Consider the following 22,739-nt stretch of genomic DNA (forward strand, 5'->3'; position numbering starts at 1 on the left):
CGGACGACGGGATCGAGACGACTGTGTCGGGGTCAGCGGGTGCCCATTGGGGCGAGCCCAAGGTCGCCAAGCGTGGCTGCGCCGCGTTTGGCATGATCGCCGCCGGCGAACACCAGGGTACGCGCGGACTGGTAGCGGCAGCCGGCAACGCCGAACGCATCCGCAATGGCCAGCAACGCCTTCTGGTCGCCGTCGAGCAGAGCTCGGGCTCGTTCCACAATGGCTGCGGCGACAGCGTTGCCGGCCACCACGATTCGGGCCTCGTTCAGCCGGTCGTGGGCGTCGGGGCTGTCGGCGAGTACGGCGGCTTCGGCGCGCAGTGCGACGTACCAGTGGAGCCAGACCCAGGTGAGCGACTTCCACACCTCGGCGGGCTCGGGGGTCATCCGTCTCAGCGCCACCTGTGCCTGACCTCGGTGCAGCAGATGCATCGCGTCGAATACTGCCCGATAGCCGTGGATGTGTTCCGGTGGTGCGCCAAGTTGGTCGAGGACCGTGGTCCAGACACGGCGAGCCTCCTGGTCGTCGCGGAGGCCGTGGATCATGGCCACGCCGGCCGCCGCGGGACCGAGGACCGACCTGGCGGGTCGGCCGGCGCGCTGCCAGGCGTCGAGGAACCGGACGCTGCTGGCGAGTACCCCGCCCACGTCGCCGGCCAACGCGTCGACCACCAGTAGCCAACTCGTGGCACGATGACCGACTTCGACCAGCAGCGGATGGTCGGCGATCTGCCTCGCCCAGCGGCGGGCTGCCGACAGGTCTCCCCCACCGAGGCCGGCCTCGGTGGCGCTCCCCAGAGCGTCCAGCATTTCGTGGGTGCTGGCCGGAGTGGCCGGTAAGGGTGAGAGCAGCGCGATCCGGCGACGCGCTGTGGACGCACTGATGAACGTCTCACCGGCCCATCCCTGGGCACCGGTGAGCGCGTCGAGAGCGGCGGACGTGGCCAGCGGCTCGCCTACGCGGTACGCGAGTTCGACCGCCCGCTCGGCCCGCGCGACGGTCTCCGGTACGTCATTGTCGGGCGGGCCCTGGGGGGCGCCGAACGCGTCGGTGAGCACCCCGGCCTCGGCCAGGGCCACCGCGGCTTGGGCGGCGGGGTCGTCCCCGGCCAGCTTCCGCGCCTCGGTGATGAGCGCGATCGCCTCGTCCCGTGACGGCAACCGTTCGAACTTGCTCCAGAAGCGGTAGGCGTTGGTGGCGGCGGTGGCCAGTTCGCAGGCGGCGACGGCGGCGTCTCCGGAGCTGAGGGCGGCCTCCGCGGCCTCGCGGTGCAGGCGGTACATGTCCTCACCGCGCATCCGGCACGCCGCCACCGCAGCGGCGTGCCGGAGCATCGACACGGTGACGCCGGGGGCATCGGTGAGTGCGGCGGCCTGCTCGTAGCGCAGTTGGGACTCGCCCACGAGATTGCGGGTAAAGGTCAGCTCCGCCAGATGGCGGGCGAGGCGATACGCGTTCGAGCGCTGCTCTGGCCGGCTGCTCGCCCAGGCCAGTGCGGCGCGGAGGTCGTCGGCCACCGGGTCGAACCGGGTCCGCCACTCCGTTCGATCGACCGCCAGTTCAGTGGCCTTGGCCAGGCACCACCGAAGGTGCCGGGAGCGGGCGTCGACCAGCTCGCCGGCCTCGGTGAGCCGCTCCGTCCCGTACTGGCGGATGGTTTCCAGCACCCGGTACTCGGTTCCGCCCGAAAAGGCCGTCACCACCAGCAGGCTCTGTTCGGCGAGCCGGGCCAGACCGTCGGCGACGATGCCCTCCTCGGTCCCGACGACGTCGGCCACGATCGAGGCGGTGAACGGCCCCGCGAACACCGACACCCGACGCAGCAGCGCCCGGTCGGCCGGGTCCAGCAGGGCGTGACTCCAGTCCAGTGTCGCCCGTACCGAACGGTGCCGGTCGTCGGCGCGGGCACCCCCGGTGAGCATCCGCAGCGGATGGGACAGGGCGGCGGTGATGCCGTCCAGCCCAAGCGTGGGATACCGGGCGGCGGCCAACTCGATGGCCAGTGCCATCCCGTCCAGCCGCTCGCAGATCGAGGCGATCTGGTTGTGCAGCAGAGGATCCAGAGGCCAGCCCACCGCCGCCGCCCGCTGCATGAACAACGCGACCGCGTCCGACTCGCCGTCGACTGCCAACGACAGCGGCGGCACCGGATACACCCGTTCGAACGGCACCACCAGCCGTGCCCGGCTGGTGGCCAGCACCGTCATCGCGGGGCACGCCGCCAACAGCCGCTCGAGAAACAGCGCCACCCCGTCCACGACGTGCTCGCAGTTGTCGAGCACCAGCAATGCCTGATGGTCCGCCAGCGCAGCGACCACGGACGTGGTCATGTCGCGGCCGGGCTGTTCGCCGAGGCCGAGGGCAACGGCGACCGCAGGCGCGACCATGTCGGAACCGGCGACCGGGACCAGGTCCACGAACCACACGCCGTCGGGGTACTCGTTCGCGGTCTCGGTGGCCACCGCCAGCGCGAGCCGAGTCTTACCCACTCCGCCGGGGCCGACCGCGGTCACCTGACGGTGCGCTCTGATCAGCTCAGTCAACTCGGTCCGCTCGCGCACCCGGCCGATGAACGAGGTCAGCGGGGCCGGCAGAACCGGCGCCTGGCGAGCTGCGCCGTTGCCGGCCAGCTCAGGCGCACGCTGGGCGAGCGCGCGCCGGTCCGGGACCTCCAGCTTGCGCAGCAGCGAGGAGACGTGAGTTTCGACGGTACGCACCGAGATGAACAGCCGTGCCCCGATCTCGGCATTGGTGAGGTGGGCCCCGAGCAGCGCGAGCACCTCAGCTTCCCGAGGGGAGACGTCAAGCACCGGCCCATTCTGTCGTAGGCCCTCCGTGCTCCGGTTCCGTGGTCGGCTCCGTGGTCACCACGGATCCGATCCGACGTCCCCGAGACCATGCTGGGAACACACGTCAACCGGGCCCACAGCGGCCGACGAGCTGAAGGAGTCACCATGACCGGCCCTACCACCCAGGGGATCAAGACCGTGCTGCATCCGGTGTCGGATCTGGCTAAGGCCAAGCCGGTGTACGCGGCCCTGCTTGGCGTCTCCCCGACTGACGACTCGTCCTACTACGTCGGATTCAACGCAGCGGGCCAGCACATCGGGCTCGTGCCGGGCGGGGGCCCCCAGCGTGCGACCTCGCCGGTGGCCTACTGGCACGTGGCGGACGTCGAGGCGAAGCTGGCCGCGTTGAGCGCCGCTGGCGCCACCGTGACCGAGCCCGCACACGACGTCGGCGGCGGTCGCCTCGTGGCCAGCGTGACCGACCCCGACGGCAACGTACTGGGGCTGATCCAGGACCGGTGAGCGCCCCCCGGCCGTCATCGGCAGAAAACGGCGAAACGGTGCTGGCGACACAGCAGGTCTGCCACCTTCGCGGCGTCCCAGCCGCAATCCGACATCACGAAAGGAACCTCGGCCATGGCCTCCATCGACTCTGTCACGCTCGAAGTGGCGGAACCCGAAGCCGCCCACGATTTCTACACCATGGCGTTCGGTCTGGGTGCCAGACTGCGCGTACGCGCCTCGCAGGCGCCCACGACCGGCTTCCGGGGGTTCGCCATGTCGCTCGTGGTGTCCCAACCGAGCACGGTGGACAGCTTCTTCGGCACCGCTCTGGACGGTGGAGCTACACCACTGAAGCCGGCCGCGAAGGGTTTCTGGGGCTACGGCGGAGTACTACGTGACCCGTACGGCACGATCTGGAAGATCGCGACCTCGTCGAAGAAGGACGTCGGACCCGCCAGCCGGCACATCGACGACATCGTCCTCCTGCTGGGTGTGGCCGATGTTGCCGTCACCAGGAGGTTCTACGTCGAGCGCGGCTTGCCCGTGGCCAAGAGCTTTGGCCGCAGGTACGTCGAGTTCGCCACGTCAAATATCAAGCTGGCGCTCTACGGTCGCCGCGCCGCTGCGAAGGACGCCGGCGTTTCTCCCGACGGCACCGGATCACACCGACTCTCCATCGGCAGCAGCACCGGAACCTTCACCGACCCGGACGGTTTCGAGTGGCAGACCAGGTGAGCCAGCGGTCGGGTTTGACAGCCTTACAGATAGCGGGCTATCCATAAGTGATCTGTCCGAAGGGTAGCTCGGGGTGCAGGACGTCGTGCTGGCCATGTTGGCGAAGGAGCCGGCACACGGGTACGACCTGCGCGCCGAACTGGCGGTCGAGTCCCCATCGCGTGACGGTCAGCGTCGACGACTTCTGACCCGGCCCGACGGGGGCCCGGCCGCCTCGACCCGCGACAGCGGCCCGGCTACCTCAGCCCGCGACGGTGGCCGGGGTCCGCTCCGGTGCGCGTCGCCCGACCGCGAAGCTGACCACTCCCAGGGTCAGTCCGACGATCGCCAGGACCACGCCCACCCAGGCCGGTGCGAGGTAACCGAGGCCGGCGGCGATGGCGACGCTGCCCAGGGCTGCGCCCAGGCTGTTCGCGATGTTCATGGCCGACTGGTTGAGCGCCGCGCCCATCAGCTGCGCCCCCGGGGCGACGGTGATCAGGCGCGCCTGGAGGACCGGCCCGAGATAGAGGCTGGTCGCACCGACCAGGAACGCGCCCACGAAGAGGCCGACGGTTGTCGACGCGACGAGGCTGAACGTCGTGATGCTCACGATCATCGCGACGAACCCGATGATCATGCTGCGCCGCAGGTCCCGGTCCGCCAACCAGCCACCCAGGGCGTTGCCGACGGTCATGCCGAGCCCCACCGCCACCAACACCCAGGGCACCGTCGCGGCCGAGAGACCGGCGACGTCGGTGGTGACCGGTGCGATGTAGGTGTCCACCGCGAAGAACCCGGCGAATCCGACCGCGCCGGTCGCGGCGACCAACCAGACCTGCGAGGTCCGCAGCGCTCTCAACTCGGCGGCCGGCGAGCCGTCGACCGCCGCGGCGACCTCCGGGACGACCGCCAGGACCGCCAGCAGGGTGAGCACGAAGACACCGGCGATGACCAGGTACGCGACGCGCCAGCCGGCCGCCTGCCCGAGCCGCGTGATGAGGGGTACGCCGACCACGTTGCTCACGGTCAGGCCGCTGAGCACGATGGCGAAACCACGGGCCTCGTTGCCGGGGCCCATCAGGGTGGCCGCGAGCAGGCCGGCCGCACCGAAGTACGCGCCGTGCGGCAACGCCGCCGCGAACCGGGCCACCAGCACCAGGTCGAAGGTGGGGGCGATCGCGGACGCGACAGTGCCGACGGCGAAGAGCGCGAGCAGGCCGAGCACGAGCTTCTTGCGCGGCAGGCGCGCGCTCAGCGCGGCGATCAGGGGCGCGCCCACGACCACGCCGAGCGCGTACGCGGTGATCATCCAGCCGGCGCGGGCGACCGCGTTCGACGACGACTGGGCGTACTCCTGCGGGAGCAGGCCGCGCGCGATGTCGGGCAGCAGGCCCATCGCCACGAACTCGGTCAGACCGATCGCCACACCACCCAGCGCCAAAGCCACCAGCGCCGCCACCCGTCGTCCTCTGCTCATCCCGATCACCGAAAAAATTTAGCAACAGCGTTGCGTAATAGAGTGGCGAGATGACTCGCATCACTGCCGACGTCACGTTCCTGCGCGGCTACAACCAGGCACGGGTCATGGCACTGGGGCGTACCGCGCGAACCTTCGAACGGTCGACAGTTGTCGAGGCCACCGGCTTGACGCCACAGGCGGTCTCCAAGGTCATCGCACGCCTGACCGGCGACGGCCTGATCCGCCCCGCCGGTCTGCGTCGCACGGGCATCGGCAAGCCCGCCGTGGTCTACGAACTCGTTCCCGACAGCCGGTACGCGATCGGCGCCCACGTGGCCCGGCGCACACTGCGGCTGGCCCTGGTCGACCTGGCCGGCGCCGTACGCCACTCGGCGGTCAGGCCGCTGCCCGGCGACTTCACCCCTGAACAGCTTCTCGACGCCCTGACTGCCGGCATCGGGGCGATCACCGGCGACAGCGACGTGCGGGGCCGGCTCACCGGGTTGGGCATCGGCATGATCGGCCCGTTGGACCACGCCAACGGCCTGGTCCGGGACGCCCACGGTCTGCGGCACTGGCACGACGTACCGTTGCGCGAGATCGCCGAGAAGCACCTCGGCCTGCCCGTCCACCTCGACAAGGACGTCACGGCGGGGATCACGGCCGAGGCCTGGCGGCACGGCGCGACGTTCGGCGACGCGGCCCTCATCATGATCGAGTCGGGTATCGGTGGCGGCTTCTGGCTGGGCGGCACCGCCCACCGCGGCGCGCACACCAACGCGGGCGAATTCGGCCACACGGTCGTCGACCTGAACGGACCCCGCTGCGTCTGCGGCCGCCACGGATGCCTGGAGATCGTGCACCACCACGCCGCCGAGGCCGGAGACATCACCCAGGCCGCCCGCGTCGTGGCGGTGGGCGTCGTGAACCTGCTCCAGACCCTCGATCTCGCCCACGTGGTGCTGGCCGGCGCGGACCTCCTACGGCATCCGCAGACCTATCTCACGGCCGTGACCGAGGCCGTGCGGGCCGACGCGCGGCGCGCGGACTGGCTCACCACGACGGTGACGGTGTCCAGCCTCGGCGCGGACGCCATCGCCGCAGGCGCCGCCATGCAGGTCCTCGACCGGCACTACGGCGTGCCGGAGCTGGCCCCGATCTGAGCGTCGCCGGACCGTCCGGCCGCGGGCGGGGTCGCCAACATCGGTCGCCGGCGCGCCCAGGCGTGCCGCGCCGTCGAACCGCTACGCCACCAGTGCGGCGGATTCCACATGGGTGCATCCGCTAGCCGGGCTCTCGCTGGCGGCGATGACCGCGTCGAGCCGGTCCCGCGCGTTGCGGAGTTGGCTGATCTGCTCGTCGATGCGGGCACGTTCGGCACGCAGCAGCGCCCGGGACTCCGGCGTGTTGACCTTCGCGTCGACGCAGGGCAGCAGGTCCAGGATGGTGCGGCTGGACAGGCCGGCCGCGTACAACGTCTGGATGAGGTGCACCCGCTCCAGAGCGCTGTCGCCGTAGTGACGCTGCCCGCCAGTGCTGCGTGCGGCAGTCAGCAGGCCCTGCTCCTCGTAGTAGCGCAGGGCGCGCACCGACACCCCGGCCGTTGTGGCGAGTTCCCCGATGCGCATGGACCCTCCCCCGGCCGGTGACGCCTGCCACACGACCTTGTCCCTCACGTTCACGTCAGGTTTTAGCGTAGCTCGCGTACCGCTCGTTTCTGAAACTCCTCAGGAGGCCACACGTCATGCAGATCAACGGTTCGATCGCGCTGGTCACCGGGGCCAACCGTGGCCTCGGCCGACACTTCGCCCGACAGCTGCTGGAGCGCGGCGCGGCCAAGGTGTACGCCACGGCCCGCAACCCGGAGCAGGTCGACATTCCCGGTGTCGAGAAGCTTCGGCTGGACATCACCGACCCGCGCTCAGTCGCGGAGGCGTCGGCCGCCGCGTCCGACGCCACTCTTCTGATCAACAACGCCGGCATCACCACCTTCACCAACCTGGTGAACGGGGACCTGGGCAAGATCCGATCCGAGCTCGACACCCACTTCTGGGGGACCCTGAGCATGGTCCGGGCGTTCGCACCGGTGCTGGGCGCGAACGGCGGAGGGGCGATCCTCAACGTCCTGTCGGCGTTGTCGTGGTTCTCCTACGACGGGGCCAACGCCTACGGCGTGGCGAAGGCGGCCGAGTGGAGCCTGACCAACGGCATCCGGCTGGAACTCGCGGGCCAGGGAACCCTGGTGACCGGCCTGCACCTGGGCGCCGCCGACACCGACATGATGGCCCACTACGACGGCGACAAGATGGACCCCGCCGACGTCGTACGCGTCGCTCTGGACGGCATCGAAGCCGGCCGGATCGAGGTCCTCGCCGACGAGTGGAGCGCGCACGTCAAGGCGTCCCTCGCCAACGATCCGAGCGCCTTCTACGCCCCGACCGGACGATAGTCGTTTGGGCATGTGCGGGCGTCGCCACGACGTCGTGCTCACTGGCAGACGTGCCACTCACCATCCTCCTTGACCAGCCTCATTCCCTGCGTGAACTGGGCTCCCGTGCTTTCCTGGACCGCCTGGACGGTGGCCGTCGCGGTAACCCGCCCGTTGTAGTTGCTGACGTTCACACCGACGATCTCGTAGCTGCTGATCTTCAACTGGGCGGCCTGGATCCGGGCGAATTCCTCCAGCGTCATGGTTTCGCGCACCTCGCCGCACAGCCGCCCGTAGGCGCCCGGGTAGTTGCCGGCCTGGACGTCGTCGAGGAACGCCACCGTCGCCGCCCGGGCCGGCTCCACGGCCTCCTTGACACTGCGGTAGAACCAGAAACCTCCGCAGGCACCAACCGCGCAGCACACCACGAGCACCGCGGCGACGACGATCAGGACGGTACGAGTGGTCCGGTTGGGCTTCGGGCGGGGAACCATCATGGGCTCGTACGTCATGGCCCGAAGGGTAGGAACGCCCAGCAAGCGCCGTACGCCCGCTGGACACCTGTCGGTTCAGCCGGCGGAGGCCGACGGACCCGGCGTCGGCGGGCCACCGGCGACCGCGCCCGGGCGCGGCGTCGCGGTCGGGGCTGGCCGAAGACCAGCGGGTACGGGCAGTGCGCTGCCCTTGACGAACTGCTCCCAACCAGTGTTCCAGGCCGTCCAGCCGTTGCCCGGCTGTAGCCGGACCTCGGTGCCGGTGAAGGTGACCAGATCACCGACCTGGGTGACGCCCATCAGCCAGTCGGCGTTGGCAGGCGAGACGTTCGTGCAGCCGTGCGACACGTTGCGGTGTCCCTGATCCGACACCGACCAGGGCGCGCCGTGGATGAACTCACCGCCCCAGGTGAGCCGTTGCGCGTCCTCGACGTTCACCACGTAGCCGCCGTTCGGCTCGCCGCGTGTGTCGAAGGTGGTGCGCTGGTGCTTCTCCATGATCACCATCTTGCCGCTGGACGTCGGTGTCCTCGGCTTGCCCAGGCTGACCGGGATCCTGCGGATGACCTTGCCGTCGCGCAGCACGCGCATCTGCTTCGTGGCGTTGTTGACCTCGAGCGCCACCTGACGCCCGATCCTGGACGTCGCGGTGCGGTCGGCGTCACCGACCCGGTTCCCGCCGATCGGCAGGCCCTCCAGACCGGCGCGGACGCTGATCGTCGTGCCCGGTCGCCAGAAGTCGGGAGCGCGGTAGTAGACCTGGCTGCCGTCGTCCACCCAGGACCAGACCCCGGGCTGCGGTGGGTCCGTCCTGACGAACAGCCGACGCTGCACGTCGGCGCGGGCCGCCCTGGCGATGGGCGGATCGAATCCGATGGTCACCGGCATCGCCGTGCCGTACGTCCGGTCGTCTCCGAAGTACAGCGTGCTGGTCACCTGCGGCTTCGTCGACGTCGGCATGGTGGTGAAGGTCGTCGTGCGGGTGGTGCTCGCGCCGGAGTCGCCGGTAGCGGTCACCTCCGCGGTGTAGGTGCGCTGCGGTCCCAACGGAACGGTGGGCACCCAGGCCGAGCCGTCCTCCCGTCGTTCCGCCCTGACCAGCATGCCCCTGTCGTCCGCGATGCGCACGGCGGTGACCTTCCCGCCGGTGACCAGCGCCGTGACCTCGGCGCTGACCGGCACGTCGCGGGACCGGTCGGCCGGCGTGAGGGTCAATTCCGGCGCCGGCACCCGCCGCTCGACGGGCCGCACAGCGGACTTCCGCTCGGCGGTGCACCCGCCGAGAACCAGTGGTGTCGCCGCGACGGACACCACCACCAGCGCCATCCGTCGCCTCAACCCCATCGAACGCCCCCGGTTCTCGTGTTTCCGTGGCGCAATTCTTCCGCGCCGGGCGCACGCGTCGCGCCGTTTCCGGCAATCACGAAGAAAAGTCGGAACCGGTTCGTCGCCGCGCTGCCCCGTGCCCGGCCGGCGACTCCCCAGAAAGTGGAGTATCCGCACGGTGCTCGATTACAGTTTTTCGAAGAAAATCAGGGAAATGAGACTGATTCGACAGCTCAACCACTCCGCAAAGCGGATCGAGCAATCGCAGAGCGATATTTAAGGGAGACTTAATCGTCTCGGTTGGAATTGAGCAGGGGGTCGACTCGTATTCTTCGTTCTCGGAAGAAAGGTGACCCCTCTTGTTCAATATGCGATCCACCCCCAGGCTTCGCCGTTCCGTGACCGCCCTGCTGATGGTGAGCGTGGTGTTCGCCGGCGGTTGCAAGGAGGCTCCCGGAACGCCCGGTGCGTCCAGCCCCTCCAGCGACACCGGCATCGGCTCGTCCGGACCGGAGACGCCCACGTCCGCCGTTCCCGGCGAGGCGTCGGCCACGCCGAGCGCCTCGGCTGCCCCGTCCGCCACGGGTAAGCCGGCGACCCCGTCGACCAGCACCGCCCCGCCCACCGCCTCCGGTGGCTGGATCACCGTCGACCCCGCCACGCAGGCCGCCGCGACGAAGGCGTTCTTCGCGCGTAAGCCCAAACCGGTGACCGGCAACCCGGTCAAGGTGCCCGAGTTCAACGTCGGCTGCAAGACCAGCCACCACAACAGCGACGACCCGATCGTGCTGCCCAAGCTGGTCGGCGGCTCCCACAACCACACGTTCTGGGGAAACAGGTCGACCGACGCCAACTCGACCGCCGAGTCGCTGCGGGCGTCGAAGGCCACCACCTGCAACTCGCCGGACGACCAGTCCGCCTACTGGGTGCCGACGATGTACCAGAACGGCAAGGTCGTCGACCCGACGGAGGTGACCGTCTACTACGGTTCCCGCCTGAAGGACCCGAGCAGGACCCAGCCTTTCCCGTTCGGCCTGCGAATGATCACCGGTAACGCGAAGAACCAGGTCGACACCCCGGACAAGCAGGGCAACCACTTCTGGTGCGCCGGCATCGGCGGCGAGATCGGCCGCAGCGCGGACAAGACGTTCCCGGTCTGCGCCAAGACCGCGAACATCGTCCGGCAGATCACCTTCCCGGACTGCTGGGACGGCAAGCACCTGGACAGCCCGGACCACAAGGCGCACATGGCCAACGGCGACCACACCGGGGCCTGCCCGAAGAGCCACCCGGTGCCGGTCCCCTCGGTGTCCTTCGTGATCTCGTACCCGCTGAGCGCGAACACCGACGGCATCACGCTCGCGTCCGGCACCTCGTTCTCCATGCACGCGGACTTCTTCAACGCGTGGAAGGACGAGGCGCTCGCCGTTCGGGTGCGCAACTGCCTCGACCAGGGCGTGAAGTGCAACTCGGCCGGTAACTTCTAGCCGGCGCGGTACGACGGCGGCGGCCGGTCACCCCCTTAGGGCGACCGGCCGCTGTCGCGTCGGGCCTGGACGAGTGAGTCCTCATTCAAGACGGGGCCGACGGCGTGCGCTTTGGCTGGCCCGCCATGTCGATGTGCTGTCGAGCGGTATACCTCAGAGGTATGAATATGACTCTGAGGTATACCGCTCACTACCGCATCCGCCCCCAGGGAGGTGACCGACGGTCACCGCCGGCCGCTGGCCGCTGGCCGCTGGCCGCTGGCCGCTGGCCGCTGGCCGCTGGCTGCTGGCTGCGCCCACCGCCCCGGCCAGGGTTGAGGCCTTAGTCGTCTAGAGCCTCGCGGCGCCCGCCTCGGTGGCCTCCTGCACCGCCGAGGTACGGCGGAGCTCGGCCCGCTGGTCGCCAGCCTCCTCCCGGTCCGGACCGGCCACCCGGGCCGCCCGGTTGGTGGTCGCCGCCGCCTGGTCACCGGTCACGCCACCACGGATCCGGTTGTTGGCGGCCACCTGGGCGACCGGGTCGTTGCCCGTCACCGTCAACTGACCGTTGATGATGTTGTCGTCCACGGTGACACCACCTGTGGTGCTGGTGATGCTGACGTCGCCACCCCAGTAGCCACCGGAGGCGCAGCTGTCGAGGCCACCGTTCGGGCCGACCTGCACTCCGCCCAGGTTGCCGGCGAACGTGGCCTTGCCGCGCACCGCGCTGCCGCACACCACGCTGCCGGTGGCGCTGTTGAGCACCGACAGCGTGCCGTCGACGAACGAGTCGTGCAGATCGGTGTAGTAGGTGCCGGTGCTGCTGACATTGCGCTCCACCTGGGTGCCCCGGTCGAGCCGGACCTCACCGGCGCCGACGGTGACGTTCCCGGCGACCGTCGACTCCTCGGCGAAGAGGAAGCTGTCGATGGTCGCGCTGCCCTTCGGCCGCACCGTCACGGTGCCCGTCCGGGCGTCCTTCAGAAAGATGCCGTAACCACCGGCGGCCAGCACCACCTGGCCGTCGACAGTGGTGTCGGTGGCGTCGAGGTAGCCGTCGGCGGAAACGCGTACCTCACCACTGACCCGGCCACCGGTCACCACCAGGTTGCCGCCGGCCGCGACCGTGACGTTGCCGGTGATCGTGGTGCCGGTGAGCGCGCAGGACTCGCCGGCCGGCACGTACAGGTCGTTGGGAACGGTCACCGCACCGCCGGTGCCGATGCAGTGGGTGACCAGGTCGGCGTGGGCGGTCGGCGCGACGGTCAGCACCGAGGCGGCGACGACGGCGGTCACGGTGGCCAGTTTGGCGACGGTACGTCCGGGCATCGTGGTACTCCCTGTCGAGAAGATTCGAGGACTCATGCGCCGACGTCCGATCGGGCCGCGGCCCGGACGATGGCGCCCTGCTGTCGCCGGTCGAGCGTTCCGCCGGTCACCAACGCGAGGGTGACCGCCTCGACGTGCCGGACGAAGTCGGCGTGGCCGGGGTAGTCGGCGTGTTCGTCGATCAGATCGTTGATGGTGCAGCCGTTGCCGGTGTCGACGTTGCCGACTCCGGTGTCGTCGCCGTCGATGACCACCGTGGCCCGGGTGTCGGACTCCGGGCAGGCGTCGGTGCCGTCGGCCACCACGGTGAACGTCGCCGACTGCTCGGCGGACGGGTTCCCGGCGGTGTCGGTCGCCCGGAACCGCACCGTGTGTGCGCCGAGGGCGCGAACGGTGACCGGAGCGGAGTACGCGGTCCAGGCACCGGTGTCGAGCGCGTACTCGACGGTCGCCACGCCCGAGTCGGCGTCGGTGGCCGTGACGGTCACGGTCGCGCCGCCGACGTACGCGCCGTCGTCGTTGCGCTCGCCGGTCACCGTGGCGGTGACCGTGGGTGGCGTGGTGTCCTCGGCCTGCGGCTCGACGACGGTGAAGTGGGACATCTGCTCGGCGGACGTGTTACCGGCGACGTCCGTCGCGCGGTAGTGCAGCATGTGCATCCCGGCCGCGGTCACGACGACCGGAGTCGTGTACGCGGTGAAGGCAGCCCCGTCCAACGAGTACTCGATGGTGGCGACACCGGATCCGGCGTCGGTGGCGGTCAGCGTGGCGGTGGCCGTACCGACGTAGTTGCCGTCCCCGTCGCGGTCGCCGGCCAACGTGGCCGCGACCACCGGCGGGGTGGTGTCCTCCTCCCCCGGCTCGACGATCCGGAACGACACCGACCCGACGGCGCTGGTGTTGCCGGCCTGGTCGGTGGCCCGGAACTGCACCGAGTGGTCACCGATCGCGGTCACCCGCACCGGCTCGGTGTACGGCGTGAAGCTGGTGTCGTCGACCTGGTACTCGACGGTGTCCACACCGGAGTCGGCGTCGGTGGCCGTGACGGTCACCGTGGCCGCGCCGAGGTAGTTGCCGTCGGGGTCCTGGTCACCCGCCACGGTGGCGGTCACCGTCGGCGGTGTGGTGTCGCCGCCCCCGCCGCCCTCGGTGACGACCAGTTCGCCGACCATCTGGCTGTGGCCGGGGATCGAGCAGAAGTACCGGTACCGGCCCGGGGTGAGGGTCACTGTCGCCTGGTGGCGGCCGTTGTTGGCGTCGAACGGGCTGGCCAGGATGTTGAGGGTCACGTCGTGGTTGTAACCCTCGCTGCTGGTGTCGAAGGTCAGCGTGTGCGGCATGCCGATGGTGTTGCCGGTGGCCTCGCTGTTCTCCCAGACGATCGTGGTCTCGCCGGCCACGGCGGTGGCGGGCGCGGACTTGTAGCGGGTGATGTCGCCGTCGGCGGTCCAGGTCAGCACCTGTGCCGCGGCTCGGGGGGCGGCGGAGGCCGGCGTCGCCACCCACGGGGTCACCGTGAGCAGGAGCGCCGCCAGCACTGCCGTTATTCGTCGGGGCATCGTCTCTCCTAGAGTTCCCGTACGCGGACGTTGCGGAACTCGGCCAGGTCGTTGTCACCGTGGTTCTGCAGACCGATGAAGCCGCGCAGGAACTGCCGCAGGTCGGTCGGCGGGTCGCCGGCACGCGACGACTGCTTGCCGGGCGTGTTGTCGAACTCGTTGATCACCACGCCGTTACGGATCATCGTGTAGTGCTGCCCGACGACGCGGATCTCGTAGTCGTTCCACTCGTTCTTCGGCGTCACGCCGGCTTGGGCGAGCGGCACCGGGTCGAAGTTGTAGACCGAGCCGGTCTTCTGCGGCTCGCCGGTCTCACCGTCGTAGATCTGGATCTCGTGTCCGCAGTAGATCGCCATCCACGCGGTCGAGGTCCGGGCCGAGCCGATCGTGCCGCAACTGCCCGGTGGGCGCTGCTCCAGGGGAGTTCGCAGGTCCGGGAACCGGATGAAGACACCGGTGTTGGCCCGGCCGGTGCCCGGCGCGATGTCCTTGAACTGGAGCCGCAGCGAGAAGTCGCCGAGTTCCTTCGTGTGCCAGAGCATGCCCAGACCACCGCTGGGCCGCAGCGACCCGTCCGGCTGGATCGCGAACGACCCGGTCGGCGCCTGCTGCCAACCGCGCAGCGACTCGGCGGTGCCGTCGAAGAGCGGCTCGTACCCGGTGTGCCCGTCCCGGCCGATCTCGGACGCGGCGGCCAGCCGGGTCAGGGTGCCGGCCTCCCGGGCGCTGAGCAGGTCGTCGTCCTGCAACACGCGGGCCACCGCGTTGACGTGCCGGACGAAACCGTCGTGGTCGGCCCAGGTGCTCTCGTCGTCGATCAGGTCGTTGGCCGTGCAGCCCTGCCCGACCGTACGACTGGGCACGCCGGTGTCCGTGTCGCCGAGCCACACGTTCTGCCGGTCGTCCGGCACCGCGCAGCCCACCGTGACTGTGCTCTGCACCGTCGCCGTCTCACCGTCGGCGTACGTGACGGTCAGCTTCGCGGTGTAGATGCCGACCTTGGCGTACGTGTGCCGGGGGTTCGCCTCGCTGGACGTGGCGCCGTCGCCGAACTCCCACCGGTGGCTGACGCCGCCGGAGCGCGAACCGTCGAAGGCGATGGTCAGAGGCTTGTTCTGCACGGCGACCGAGTTCGCCGCCGGCACGGGGGTGGGCGCGCCACCGGTGTAGGTGATCCGGATCAGCTTCTGGTTCGGGTGCAGGCTGAAGAACCCGCCGCCGTAGTCCAGCAGGTAGAGCGCGCCGTCCGGGCCGAACTTGGCGTCCATCCAGCTCTGCAGCCGTGCGTCGCCGTTGCCACCCGGGATGATGGTCCGCAGCGACTCGGCGTACAGCGGTGGGGCGGCCTGCGGCACACCGGCCGGGTCGACGGTCACCGCGACCCGGTTGGCCGAGTTCGACTGGTCACCGATGAACCACTTGCCGTCCCAGTGCTCCGGCCACGCCACCCCGCTCTTGGTGTCGACGAGGCTGCGGTGGTACGTCGGGCCGGACATGATGGCCTGCCCGCCGCCCCGCAGGTACGGCTGGGTGTAGGTGGCGTCGGCCGCGACGTAGGTCGGCAGGCCGCTGCCGTCGGTCCGCTCCGGGAACACCGGGCCGCCGCCGTCCGGTGAATACCAGATCATGTTGTCCCGGGCGGCCGGGATGTCCACGAGTCCGGTGTTGCGGGGCGACTCGTTCTTCAGGTTGTCGCAGTCGTACCAACCGGTCAGCACCGTCGCGTCGGTGCTGCTGCGGTCCCGGTACGGCTGCCGGTTGCCCATGCAGTACGGCCAGCCCTGGTTACCGGCGGAGGTGATGATGGTGGCCGTCTCGTACTTGGCCGGGCCCAGGGTGGGGCTTGGCGACGAGGCGTCCGGGCCGACCCAGCCGGCGGTCAGCCACTGGTGCACCGGGTCGATCTGCAGGCGGGCGATGTTGCGCACGCCCATCACGTAGATCTCCGGGCGGGTCTTCTCGGTGCCCGGCGGGAACAGGTTCCCCTCGGGAATGGTGTACGTGCCGTCCGCCTCCGGGTGGATCCGGATGATCTTGCCGGCGAGGTCGTTGGTGTTACCCGACGTGCGGCGGGCGTCCTGGAACGAGATCCCCTGGTATTCCTGGGTCCAGTTGTTGCCGGCGTAGCCCTGCGACCCCTCGGAGGAGTTGTTGTCGCCGGAGCCGACGTAGAGGTTGCCCTTGGCGTCGAACGCCATGCCGCCGCCGGCGTGGCAGCAACTGTGGATCTGCACCGGGAACTGGAGCAGGTCCTTGCGGGTGCTCTGGTCGACGGACTGCGCCTGCCGGTCGTAGGTGAACCGGGAGACGGTGCGCTGCCCGACCCGCTTCACCCGGTCGACCGAGTCGTGCGGCATCCAGTAGACGTAGAGCCAGCCGTTCTCGGCGAACTTGGGGTCGGGCACGATGCCGAGCAGGCCCTCCTCGTTCTTCACCAGCTCGGAGCCGCTGCCCCGGTTGCCCATCACCTCCAGGGTGGTGAGCAGCTTGGCCTGCTTGGTCCGCGGGTCCCACGAGTGGATCGTGCCGCAGCCCAGGCCGACGTTCGGGTTGGTCCAGTCCGCGATCGGACCACTCGGGCAGGCGGCCTTGCCGACGTAGAAGACCGTGCCGTCCGGCGCGATGGTCAGCCCGTGCGGTTCGCCGATCTGGTCCAGTTGCCCGGTCTGGTTGGCCGCGGTGAGCCGCTCCACCTTGTAGTTCGCGGCGATCGTGGCCTGGCAGTCGCCGCGCACGCGACCGGTGGTCCAGTTGAGGGCCCCGGTGAGGTGGGTGCGGAACGCCTCCTCACCGTAGCTGCCCTCGGTGTGGCCCATGCCGGTGTAGAACGACCGGCCGCCGTCGTAGTCCCGGCACCAGGACACCGGGTGGAAGGCACCGTTGGCGGCCGCCCCCGGGTTGTAGTGCCGCTCCTCGACCTGGGCGAGGGTGTGCACGGTGCCGATCGGGTTCGGGTCCCAGTTCTCCCACCGGTCGGAACGGGTGATGGTCAGCGGCAGCGACGCCGTGGCCGGGTGTTTGCGGTCCAGGATGTTCACCACCGCGCGGTTCACGGCGGGAGGCTCCGGGGCGGTGGTGCTGCCGGTGAACAGGCGCAGGTCGGCCAACTGGGTCAGCGGCTCCCCGCTGTTCGCGGTGATGTTCAGGCGGTAGCGCGTGAACTCCTGCGGGGTGGCGATGTCGAACCGGCGGGTCTGGTACCGGTCGGGGAAGGCCTGGCCGGTGCGCCGGTCCAGATCGGACCAGCTCTGGCCGTCGGTGGAGCCCTGCAGGGTCCAGTCCTTCGGGTCGCGGCCGGAGGAGTCGTTGGCCGACGTCAACGCGTACCCGGTCACCCGCTTGGCGGCGGCCAGCTCGTAGGCCACCCAGGCGGTCGGGGTGCGGACCAGCCACTTGGTGTTGGCGTCGCCGTCGGTCAGCTTCTCCTTGGTCTCGTTCGGCGCGTTCTCGCCGCTGGCGGTCACCCGGGCCACCGGCTCGGCCACCGGGATGGCGCCGGCCGGGCGGGTGCCGATCAGGCCGGTGAACCAGGTCGAGTCGACCTGGGCGCGCGCCGCGTCGGCGATGCCGACGAAACCGCCGCCGGCCTTCATGTAGCTCTGCAGCGCCGACTCCTGGTCGCGGTTGAGCGCGGCGCCCGTCGCGGAGAGGAAGACCACGCTGCGGTACGCGGACAGCCCCGCCGTGGTGAAGACGCCGGGGTCCGTGGTGGCCGTGACATCGATGTCATGACCGGCACCAAGCTGTTTGATGGTGTCCACGGCGCGGGACACCGGGTCCTGTTGCTCGGCCACCGGCCCGTGGTACACGAGGACCGCTGTCCTCTGTGGTTGTGCCGCCTGCGGGGCGGCTTGCGTTCGCGGCGCGGCTGCCGCCGTCGTCGCGGGAATCAGTGTCGCCAAGGCCGCTACCGCGGCGAGGGCTCGTCGAATCGTCCTGGTCATCCCCGTCCCCACTTTCGGTCAGCTTCCGTGCGTGTGGGTGTGGCCCTGGAACCGGTGGATCGCCTCCTCGGCGCCCGGTGGCATGCTGCCGTCGGCGTTGCGCACCAGGAAGATCCCGGCCATGCCGCCGTCGGAGTGCGTCTGCACGTGGCAGTGGTACATCCACGCCCCGGGTCCGACGCCCTCCCCCGCCAGCACCTGGAAACCGAACGAGCTGCCGGGATTTAGGTCCTTGTTGTCGACCACCAGGCTGGGATCGCTCGGCCCCTCCAGCATTCCGGTGCGGTTGTCCGCCCAGCGGTGGGCGTGCAGGTGGAAGGTGTGGAACAGGTTGCCGTGCCCGATGGCGATCCACTCGACGCGCTCGCCCAGATTCGCCTCGAACATCGGGGTCGCCGGAGCCATCTTGTTGTTGATCATCATGTCGTGGAACACCGCCGTGAACTGCTTCGACGGCAGGATGTCGCCACGCCGCCGGACGATCAGCGCCCCGTACAGGCCCTTGGCGACACCGCCGGTGCCGTGGTCGGTGCCCATCGCGTGGTCGTGGTAGTGCCAGTAGCCGGCGCTGCCCGGCATGTACCGCCGGCCCGAGGCGGCCACCATCTCGTGGGAGCGCCAGACGTACGTCCGCGTCTCGCCCGGGTTGTTGAACGAGGCGTTGAACGGGCTGCCGTCGGACTCGGTGCTGTAGTCCACCCCGTGCGGATGGATGGACAGCCGCTGGCTGGTGGTGTTGACCAGGGTGATCTCCAGGGTGTCACCCTCGTACATCTCCAGGACCGGCCCTGGGACGGTGGCCTGGCCGGGTGCCAGGCCGTAGCCGAACAGGTTGCCCGGCAACTGTTCGGCGTAGATGGTGATCTTCTTGGTGACGCCGGCGGCGGCCCGGGCGGGGCTGCCTCCGAACGCGGCGCCGATCGCCGGGGCGGACGCGCCCAGCGCTCCGGCGGCGAGCGCTCCGCTGGCGATCAACGATCTGCGGGACAGGTGGCGGTGAGGGCCACCAGCGTGATCGTCCATGGGTCTCCGTTCCCAACCGGGCGAAGACGCGACGAGGGCAGGGTGCATCGACCCGAGCACGGGGGCGGTAGCACGACTGAGGGTGAGGCTCGTCGCGAACTTTGCTCGGCAGACTCAGAACTTTCGGTGGATGACAGCAACTTATGTAATCCATCGACGGAAGTACAGGTCTGATTGCAAAAAGATTACCTTGACATCACGACGGCCGTCGATTGACATGAAGCTGACACGCACAGATCGACGCCGGGCTGCCATCGATGAGGCAACCCGGCGAAGGGACGTACGGGAGCTGTCGTCAGAGGTTGTGGCGGTCGTCCGCCGGCAGACTGGGGGCAGCCGGCGGCTCGGGGGCCTCGTCGGTCTGACCGAGCTGCGCGACATGAGTCGGGTCGAGGACCCGGGAGAGGAACGCACGGGTCCGTTCGTGTTTCGGGGCGCCGAGCACCTCCTGCGGCGGCCCCTGCTCGACCACCACCCCGCCGTCCATGAAGACGACCCGGTCGGCGACGTCGCGGGCGAACGCCATCTCGTGCGTCACCACCATCATCGTCATGCCGTCCTCGGCCAGTTTGCGCATGACGGTGAGCACGTCCCCGACCAGCTCCGGGTCGAGCGCGGAGGTCGGCTCGTCGAAGAGCATCAACTTCGGCTCCATCGACAACGACCGGGCGATCGCGGCCCGCTGCTGCTGCCCACCGGAGAGTTGCGCCGGGAACGCGTCGGCCTTGTCGGTCAGCCCGACACGGTCCAGGTTGAGCCGAGCGATCCGCTCGGCCTCGGCACGACCACGCCGCAGCACCCGGCGCTGGGCGATGGTGAGGTTGTTCAGCACGGTCAGGTGCGGGAACAGGTTGAACGACTGGAAGACCATGCCGATGCTGCGGCGTGCCGCGTCGATCTCGACGTCCGGGTCGGTCATCTCGACCCCGTTCACCCAGATCCGGCCGGCCGTCGGCTCCTCCAACAGGTCGACGCAGCGCAGCAGCGTCGACTTGCCGGAGCCGGACGGGCCGATGACGCACACCACCTCGCCCTGGCCGACCTCGAAGTCGATGCCCTTGAGCACCTCGAGCGGCCCGAAGGACTTGTGCAGGTCGCGGATCTCCACGGCGGGGCGGGACGGGGTGGTCGTCATGCGGGTCACCGAGCCTTGGCGTAGCGGAGTTCGAGGCGACGTACCACCTGGGACAGGGGCAGGGTGATGATCAGGTAGGCGAGGCCGGCCACCAGGAGCGGGGTGGCGTTCACCCGGTCGTTGAGCATGTCCCGACCGAACTTGGTGATCTCGATGGTCTGCGCCGTCACGCCCAGCACGTAGGCCAGTGACGAGTCCTTGGTGAGCAGGATGAGCTCGTTGGTCAGCGGTGGGATGACGATCCGGAACGCCTGTGGGATGACGATCGTGCGCATCGCGGTGAAGTGGGACATGCCGAGGGTCCGCGCCGCCTCCATCTGCCCCCTGGGGACGGCCTGGATGCCGGCGCGGATGGTCTCCGCCATGTAGGCCGCGGCGGTCAACCCGAGGCCGATCGCGATGGACCCGAACACGCCACCCGGGATCTCCCGTTCCGGAAAGGCGATCGGGATGCCGTAGCCGACGAGGAAGAGCACCAGCAGCGCGGGCAGACCCCGGAACAGCTCGATGTACGCCGTCGCCACCCAGCGGTACGGCGCCACCCGGGACAGCCTCATCAGCGCCAGGATGGTGCCGAACACCAGGCCGAAGGCGAACGCGCCCAGCGTGTAGAGGACGGTGTTGCGCAACGCGACGGTGATGACCGTCGGGAACATCGACCTGATGATGTCGACGCGGAAGAACGCGTCGGCCAGCCGGCCCCAGTCCGCGGCGAAGGCCACCGCGGCGATGACGGCGATGAAGACCAGGTACTGGATCCCGAGGGACAGCCGCTCCCGCTGGCGGCGTCGCAGCTTCACGTTGGCTCGTTGCCTTCCCGGAGTTACCGACCCGGAGGGCGCGCGGGACGCGCACCCTCCGGCACTACGCGTGCGATCAGGCGCTCGGCCGCTTGCCGATCCACTTCTCGTAGATCGTGTCGTACGTGCCGTCCTGCTTGGCCTTGGCCAGCACCTCGTTGACCTTCTTGAGCAGCTCGGGGTTGGCGTCCTTCTTCACGGGGAAGCCGTACTGCTCGCCGGTGTCGAACTCGGCGGTCACCTCGAACCCGCCCGGGTTCTTCTTCAGGTACTCGGTCCAGACCGGCAGGTCGTTGACGGCGGCCTCGACCTGGCCGTTGGCGAGGGCCTGCTGGAGAGCGGCGAGGTCCTCGAACTCGACGAGTTGCAGGCCCTTCTCCGTCTCGAACTTCTTGGCGTAGTCACGACCCGTGGTGGCCGCCTGGACGCCGAGCTTCTTGCCCTTGAGGTCGTCGAGCGACTTGTACGCCTTGCCGGTCTTCGTCAGCAACGCCTGGGTGGCGTCGAAGTACGGGTCGGAGAAGTCCAGCACCTTCTTGCGCTCGTCGGTGATCGTCATCCCTGCGGCGGCAGCGTCGCACTTGCCGGTGTTCAGGTCCTGGCCCGACTTGATCCCCTCGAACGGGGTGTCGACGATGGTCTGCTCGACGCCCAGCTCCTTGGCCACCAGGTCCATGATCTCGACGTCGAAGCCGGTCACCTTGCCGCTGGCGTCCTTCGACTGGAACGGCGGGTACGGCAGGTGGGTGCAGACGGTCAGCTTGCCCGCCGTGACCAGCTTGACCCCGCTCGCCTGGACCTCGCTGTCGTCCTTCTTGGCGCACCCCGCGGTCACCGCGAGGGCGGCGATCGCCACGACGAGACCGGCCTGACGCACGGCGCTTGGGAACCTCACGGCTGTGTCCCTCCGGTTCGGCTTCCATAGCGTAGAAAGCCAGTCTGGTTCATAGACTTTGCGATTAGCGACCGTACCCGATCCGGCCTGCCGTCCCCAAGATCACGCCGTGGCCGTCCGACGGGTGCGGCGGGAGCGCCGTCGGCGAACCCGACACCTGGGCAGGAACGTGCCTCAGCCGCCGGTCCCCTCGGCCGCTCCGTCCGGAGTGAGGGCCCCTTCGTGGGGGTCTGTGTCCAGGAACACGTGCTGGTGGCCGTGGCCGGCGTCGACGCTGATCTGGTCGAGCTGGGTCGCCGCGACCGACCAGATCGTGGAGGCCTCGGCCGCCTGCCGCGTGGTGATGTCCAGCAGAGCCGCCTGGTGGGCGGCAGGAACGCCGGCGGCCAGGGCGTAGGTGTCGACGGCGAGCGATGCCTGCTGCACGGCTCCGCGCAGACCTCCCCGGGCCACGTTGGTGGCGGTGGTCCCCGACGGCGGGTCGGCGAACGGCTCGGCGGCCTTGCGCATGATCTCCTGCCAGGCGCGCGCCTGACCCGGGTCCGGCGCCCGTCCGGCGGTCTTCGCCTCCTTGACGGCGGCCAGGACGGGGGCGATCTGGTCGCGGACGCGTCGGGCCGTCTCGGTCAGCTCCACGATCTGCTGGGCGTCCCGCTTCGCGTCGGCTTCCTGGATGCTCGCGATGGTCGCCTCGGTGGCGTCCGGACGGCCCACCTGGTAGCCGACCAGCCCGCCCAGCAGCGCGGTGACCAGTGCGATCACCCCCGCGACCGCCACGACGCGAACTGTGCGACGACGCCGCACATCGGGCTTGTCCGACAGGTAGGAAGGCCGGCCGGTGCGACGCGCCACCGCATCTCCTCACATCGAT

General features: G+C 69.7%; 18 protein-coding genes. 5 read left to right on the top strand and 13 right to left on the bottom strand.

All coding sequences use genetic code 11. The annotated features are described in order from the left end of the window. Window positions 1-32 precede the first annotated feature (32 nt). Window positions 33-2,810 carry a LuxR C-terminal-related transcriptional regulator gene (locus ABGB10_RS08860; RefSeq protein ID WP_347660370.1) on the bottom strand — a complete coding sequence of 926 codons (2,778 nt, stop codon included), beginning with the start codon at window positions 2,808-2,810 and terminating at the stop codon, window positions 33-35. Window positions 2,811-2,954: 144 nt separating this feature from the next. Here ABGB10_RS08860 and ABGB10_RS08865 point away from each other — a divergent pair, with 144 nt between their 5' ends. Continuing rightward, on the top strand, window positions 2,955-3,311 hold the full coding sequence (locus tag ABGB10_RS08865; RefSeq protein ID WP_347660371.1) for a VOC family protein: 357 nt from the start codon (window positions 2,955-2,957) through the stop codon (window positions 3,309-3,311). Window positions 3,312-3,425: 114 nt separating this feature from the next. Further along, window positions 3,426-4,028, top strand: a complete 603-nt coding sequence (locus tag ABGB10_RS08870; protein WP_347660372.1) for a glyoxalase — start codon at window positions 3,426-3,428, stop codon at window positions 4,026-4,028. 241 nt (window positions 4,029-4,269) lie between these two features. Here the strand turns inward: ABGB10_RS08870 and ABGB10_RS08875 are convergent, their stop codons facing one another. Further along, window positions 4,270-5,487, bottom strand: a complete 1,218-nt coding sequence (locus tag ABGB10_RS08875) for an MFS transporter (RefSeq protein ID WP_347660373.1) — start codon at window positions 5,485-5,487, stop codon at window positions 4,270-4,272. 50 nt (window positions 5,488-5,537) lie between these two features. On the opposite strand from ABGB10_RS08875, the gene ABGB10_RS08880 reads away from it, so the two are divergent. Next, window positions 5,538-6,632: an ROK family protein gene (locus ABGB10_RS08880; RefSeq protein ID WP_347660374.1), complete on the top strand. Its 1,095-nt coding sequence runs from the start codon at window positions 5,538-5,540 to the stop codon at window positions 6,630-6,632. Between the two features lie 81 nt (window positions 6,633-6,713). Here the strand turns inward: ABGB10_RS08880 and ABGB10_RS08885 are convergent, their stop codons facing one another. Continuing rightward, window positions 6,714-7,097 (bottom strand): MerR family transcriptional regulator, encoded by a 384-nt coding sequence (locus tag ABGB10_RS08885; protein ID WP_347660375.1) that lies wholly within the window; start codon window positions 7,095-7,097, stop codon window positions 6,714-6,716. 116 nt (window positions 7,098-7,213) lie between these two features. Here ABGB10_RS08885 and ABGB10_RS08890 point away from each other — a divergent pair, with 116 nt between their 5' ends. After that, window positions 7,214-7,918: an SDR family oxidoreductase gene (locus ABGB10_RS08890; RefSeq protein WP_347660376.1), complete on the top strand. Its 705-nt coding sequence runs from the start codon at window positions 7,214-7,216 to the stop codon at window positions 7,916-7,918. 38 nt (window positions 7,919-7,956) lie between these two features. Here ABGB10_RS08890 and ABGB10_RS08895 read toward each other — a convergent pair whose 3' ends face one another. Together ABGB10_RS08895 and ABGB10_RS08900 are read right to left on the bottom strand one after the other, a co-directional pair. Continuing rightward, window positions 7,957-8,409, bottom strand: coding sequence for a hypothetical protein (locus ABGB10_RS08895; protein WP_347660377.1), 453 nt, complete (start codon window positions 8,407-8,409; stop codon window positions 7,957-7,959). A gap of 57 nt (window positions 8,410-8,466) precedes the next feature. Then, complete coding sequence (locus tag ABGB10_RS08900) at window positions 8,467-9,735, bottom strand: Ig-like domain-containing protein (RefSeq protein WP_347660378.1); 1,269 nt, start codon at window positions 9,733-9,735, stop codon at window positions 8,467-8,469. Window positions 9,736-10,115: 380 nt separating this feature from the next. Here ABGB10_RS08900 and ABGB10_RS08905 point away from each other — a divergent pair, with 380 nt between their 5' ends. Further along, the gene (locus ABGB10_RS08905; protein ID WP_347660379.1) at window positions 10,116-11,204 is read left to right on the top strand and encodes a DUF1996 domain-containing protein; all 1,089 of its coding nucleotides are present in this window, start codon (window positions 10,116-10,118) and stop codon (window positions 11,202-11,204) included. Between the two features lie 330 nt (window positions 11,205-11,534). On the opposite strand, the gene ABGB10_RS08910 is transcribed toward ABGB10_RS08905, so the two are convergent. From ABGB10_RS08910 to ABGB10_RS08945, 8 genes are all read right to left on the bottom strand, one after another. After that, window positions 11,535-12,512, bottom strand: coding sequence for a hypothetical protein (locus ABGB10_RS08910; RefSeq protein WP_347660380.1), 978 nt, complete (start codon window positions 12,510-12,512; stop codon window positions 11,535-11,537). A 32-nt stretch (window positions 12,513-12,544) separates the two neighbouring features. After that, a complete protein-coding gene (locus ABGB10_RS08915) occupies window positions 12,545-14,071 on the bottom strand; it encodes a plastocyanin/azurin family copper-binding protein (protein ID WP_347660381.1) in 1,527 nt (508 codons plus the stop codon). Between the two features lie 8 nt (window positions 14,072-14,079). Beyond that, window positions 14,080-18,015: a ThuA domain-containing protein gene (locus tag ABGB10_RS08920; RefSeq protein WP_347660382.1), complete on the bottom strand. Its 3,936-nt coding sequence runs from the start codon at window positions 18,013-18,015 to the stop codon at window positions 14,080-14,082. A gap of 18 nt (window positions 18,016-18,033) precedes the next feature. Then, window positions 18,034-19,038 carry a multicopper oxidase domain-containing protein gene (locus tag ABGB10_RS08925; RefSeq protein WP_347660383.1) on the bottom strand — a complete coding sequence of 335 codons (1,005 nt, stop codon included), beginning with the start codon at window positions 19,036-19,038 and terminating at the stop codon, window positions 18,034-18,036. A gap of 295 nt (window positions 19,039-19,333) precedes the next feature. Beyond that, window positions 19,334-20,173: an amino acid ABC transporter ATP-binding protein gene (locus tag ABGB10_RS08930; protein ID WP_347660384.1), complete on the bottom strand. Its 840-nt coding sequence runs from the start codon at window positions 20,171-20,173 to the stop codon at window positions 19,334-19,336. 5 nt (window positions 20,174-20,178) lie between these two features. Beyond that, window positions 20,179-20,973 (bottom strand): amino acid ABC transporter permease, encoded by a 795-nt coding sequence (locus tag ABGB10_RS08935; protein WP_347660385.1) that lies wholly within the window; start codon window positions 20,971-20,973, stop codon window positions 20,179-20,181. A gap of 76 nt (window positions 20,974-21,049) precedes the next feature. Further along, window positions 21,050-21,868: a basic amino acid ABC transporter substrate-binding protein gene (locus ABGB10_RS08940; RefSeq protein ID WP_347660386.1), complete on the bottom strand. Its 819-nt coding sequence runs from the start codon at window positions 21,866-21,868 to the stop codon at window positions 21,050-21,052. 174 nt (window positions 21,869-22,042) lie between these two features. Continuing rightward, complete coding sequence (locus tag ABGB10_RS08945) at window positions 22,043-22,720, bottom strand: hypothetical protein (RefSeq protein WP_347660387.1); 678 nt, start codon at window positions 22,718-22,720, stop codon at window positions 22,043-22,045. Window positions 22,721-22,739 lie beyond the last annotated feature (19 nt).

The sequence above is a fragment of the Micromonospora sp. B9E7 genome (assembly GCF_039871815.1).
Classification (GTDB): domain Bacteria; phylum Actinomycetota; class Actinomycetes; order Mycobacteriales; family Micromonosporaceae; genus Micromonospora.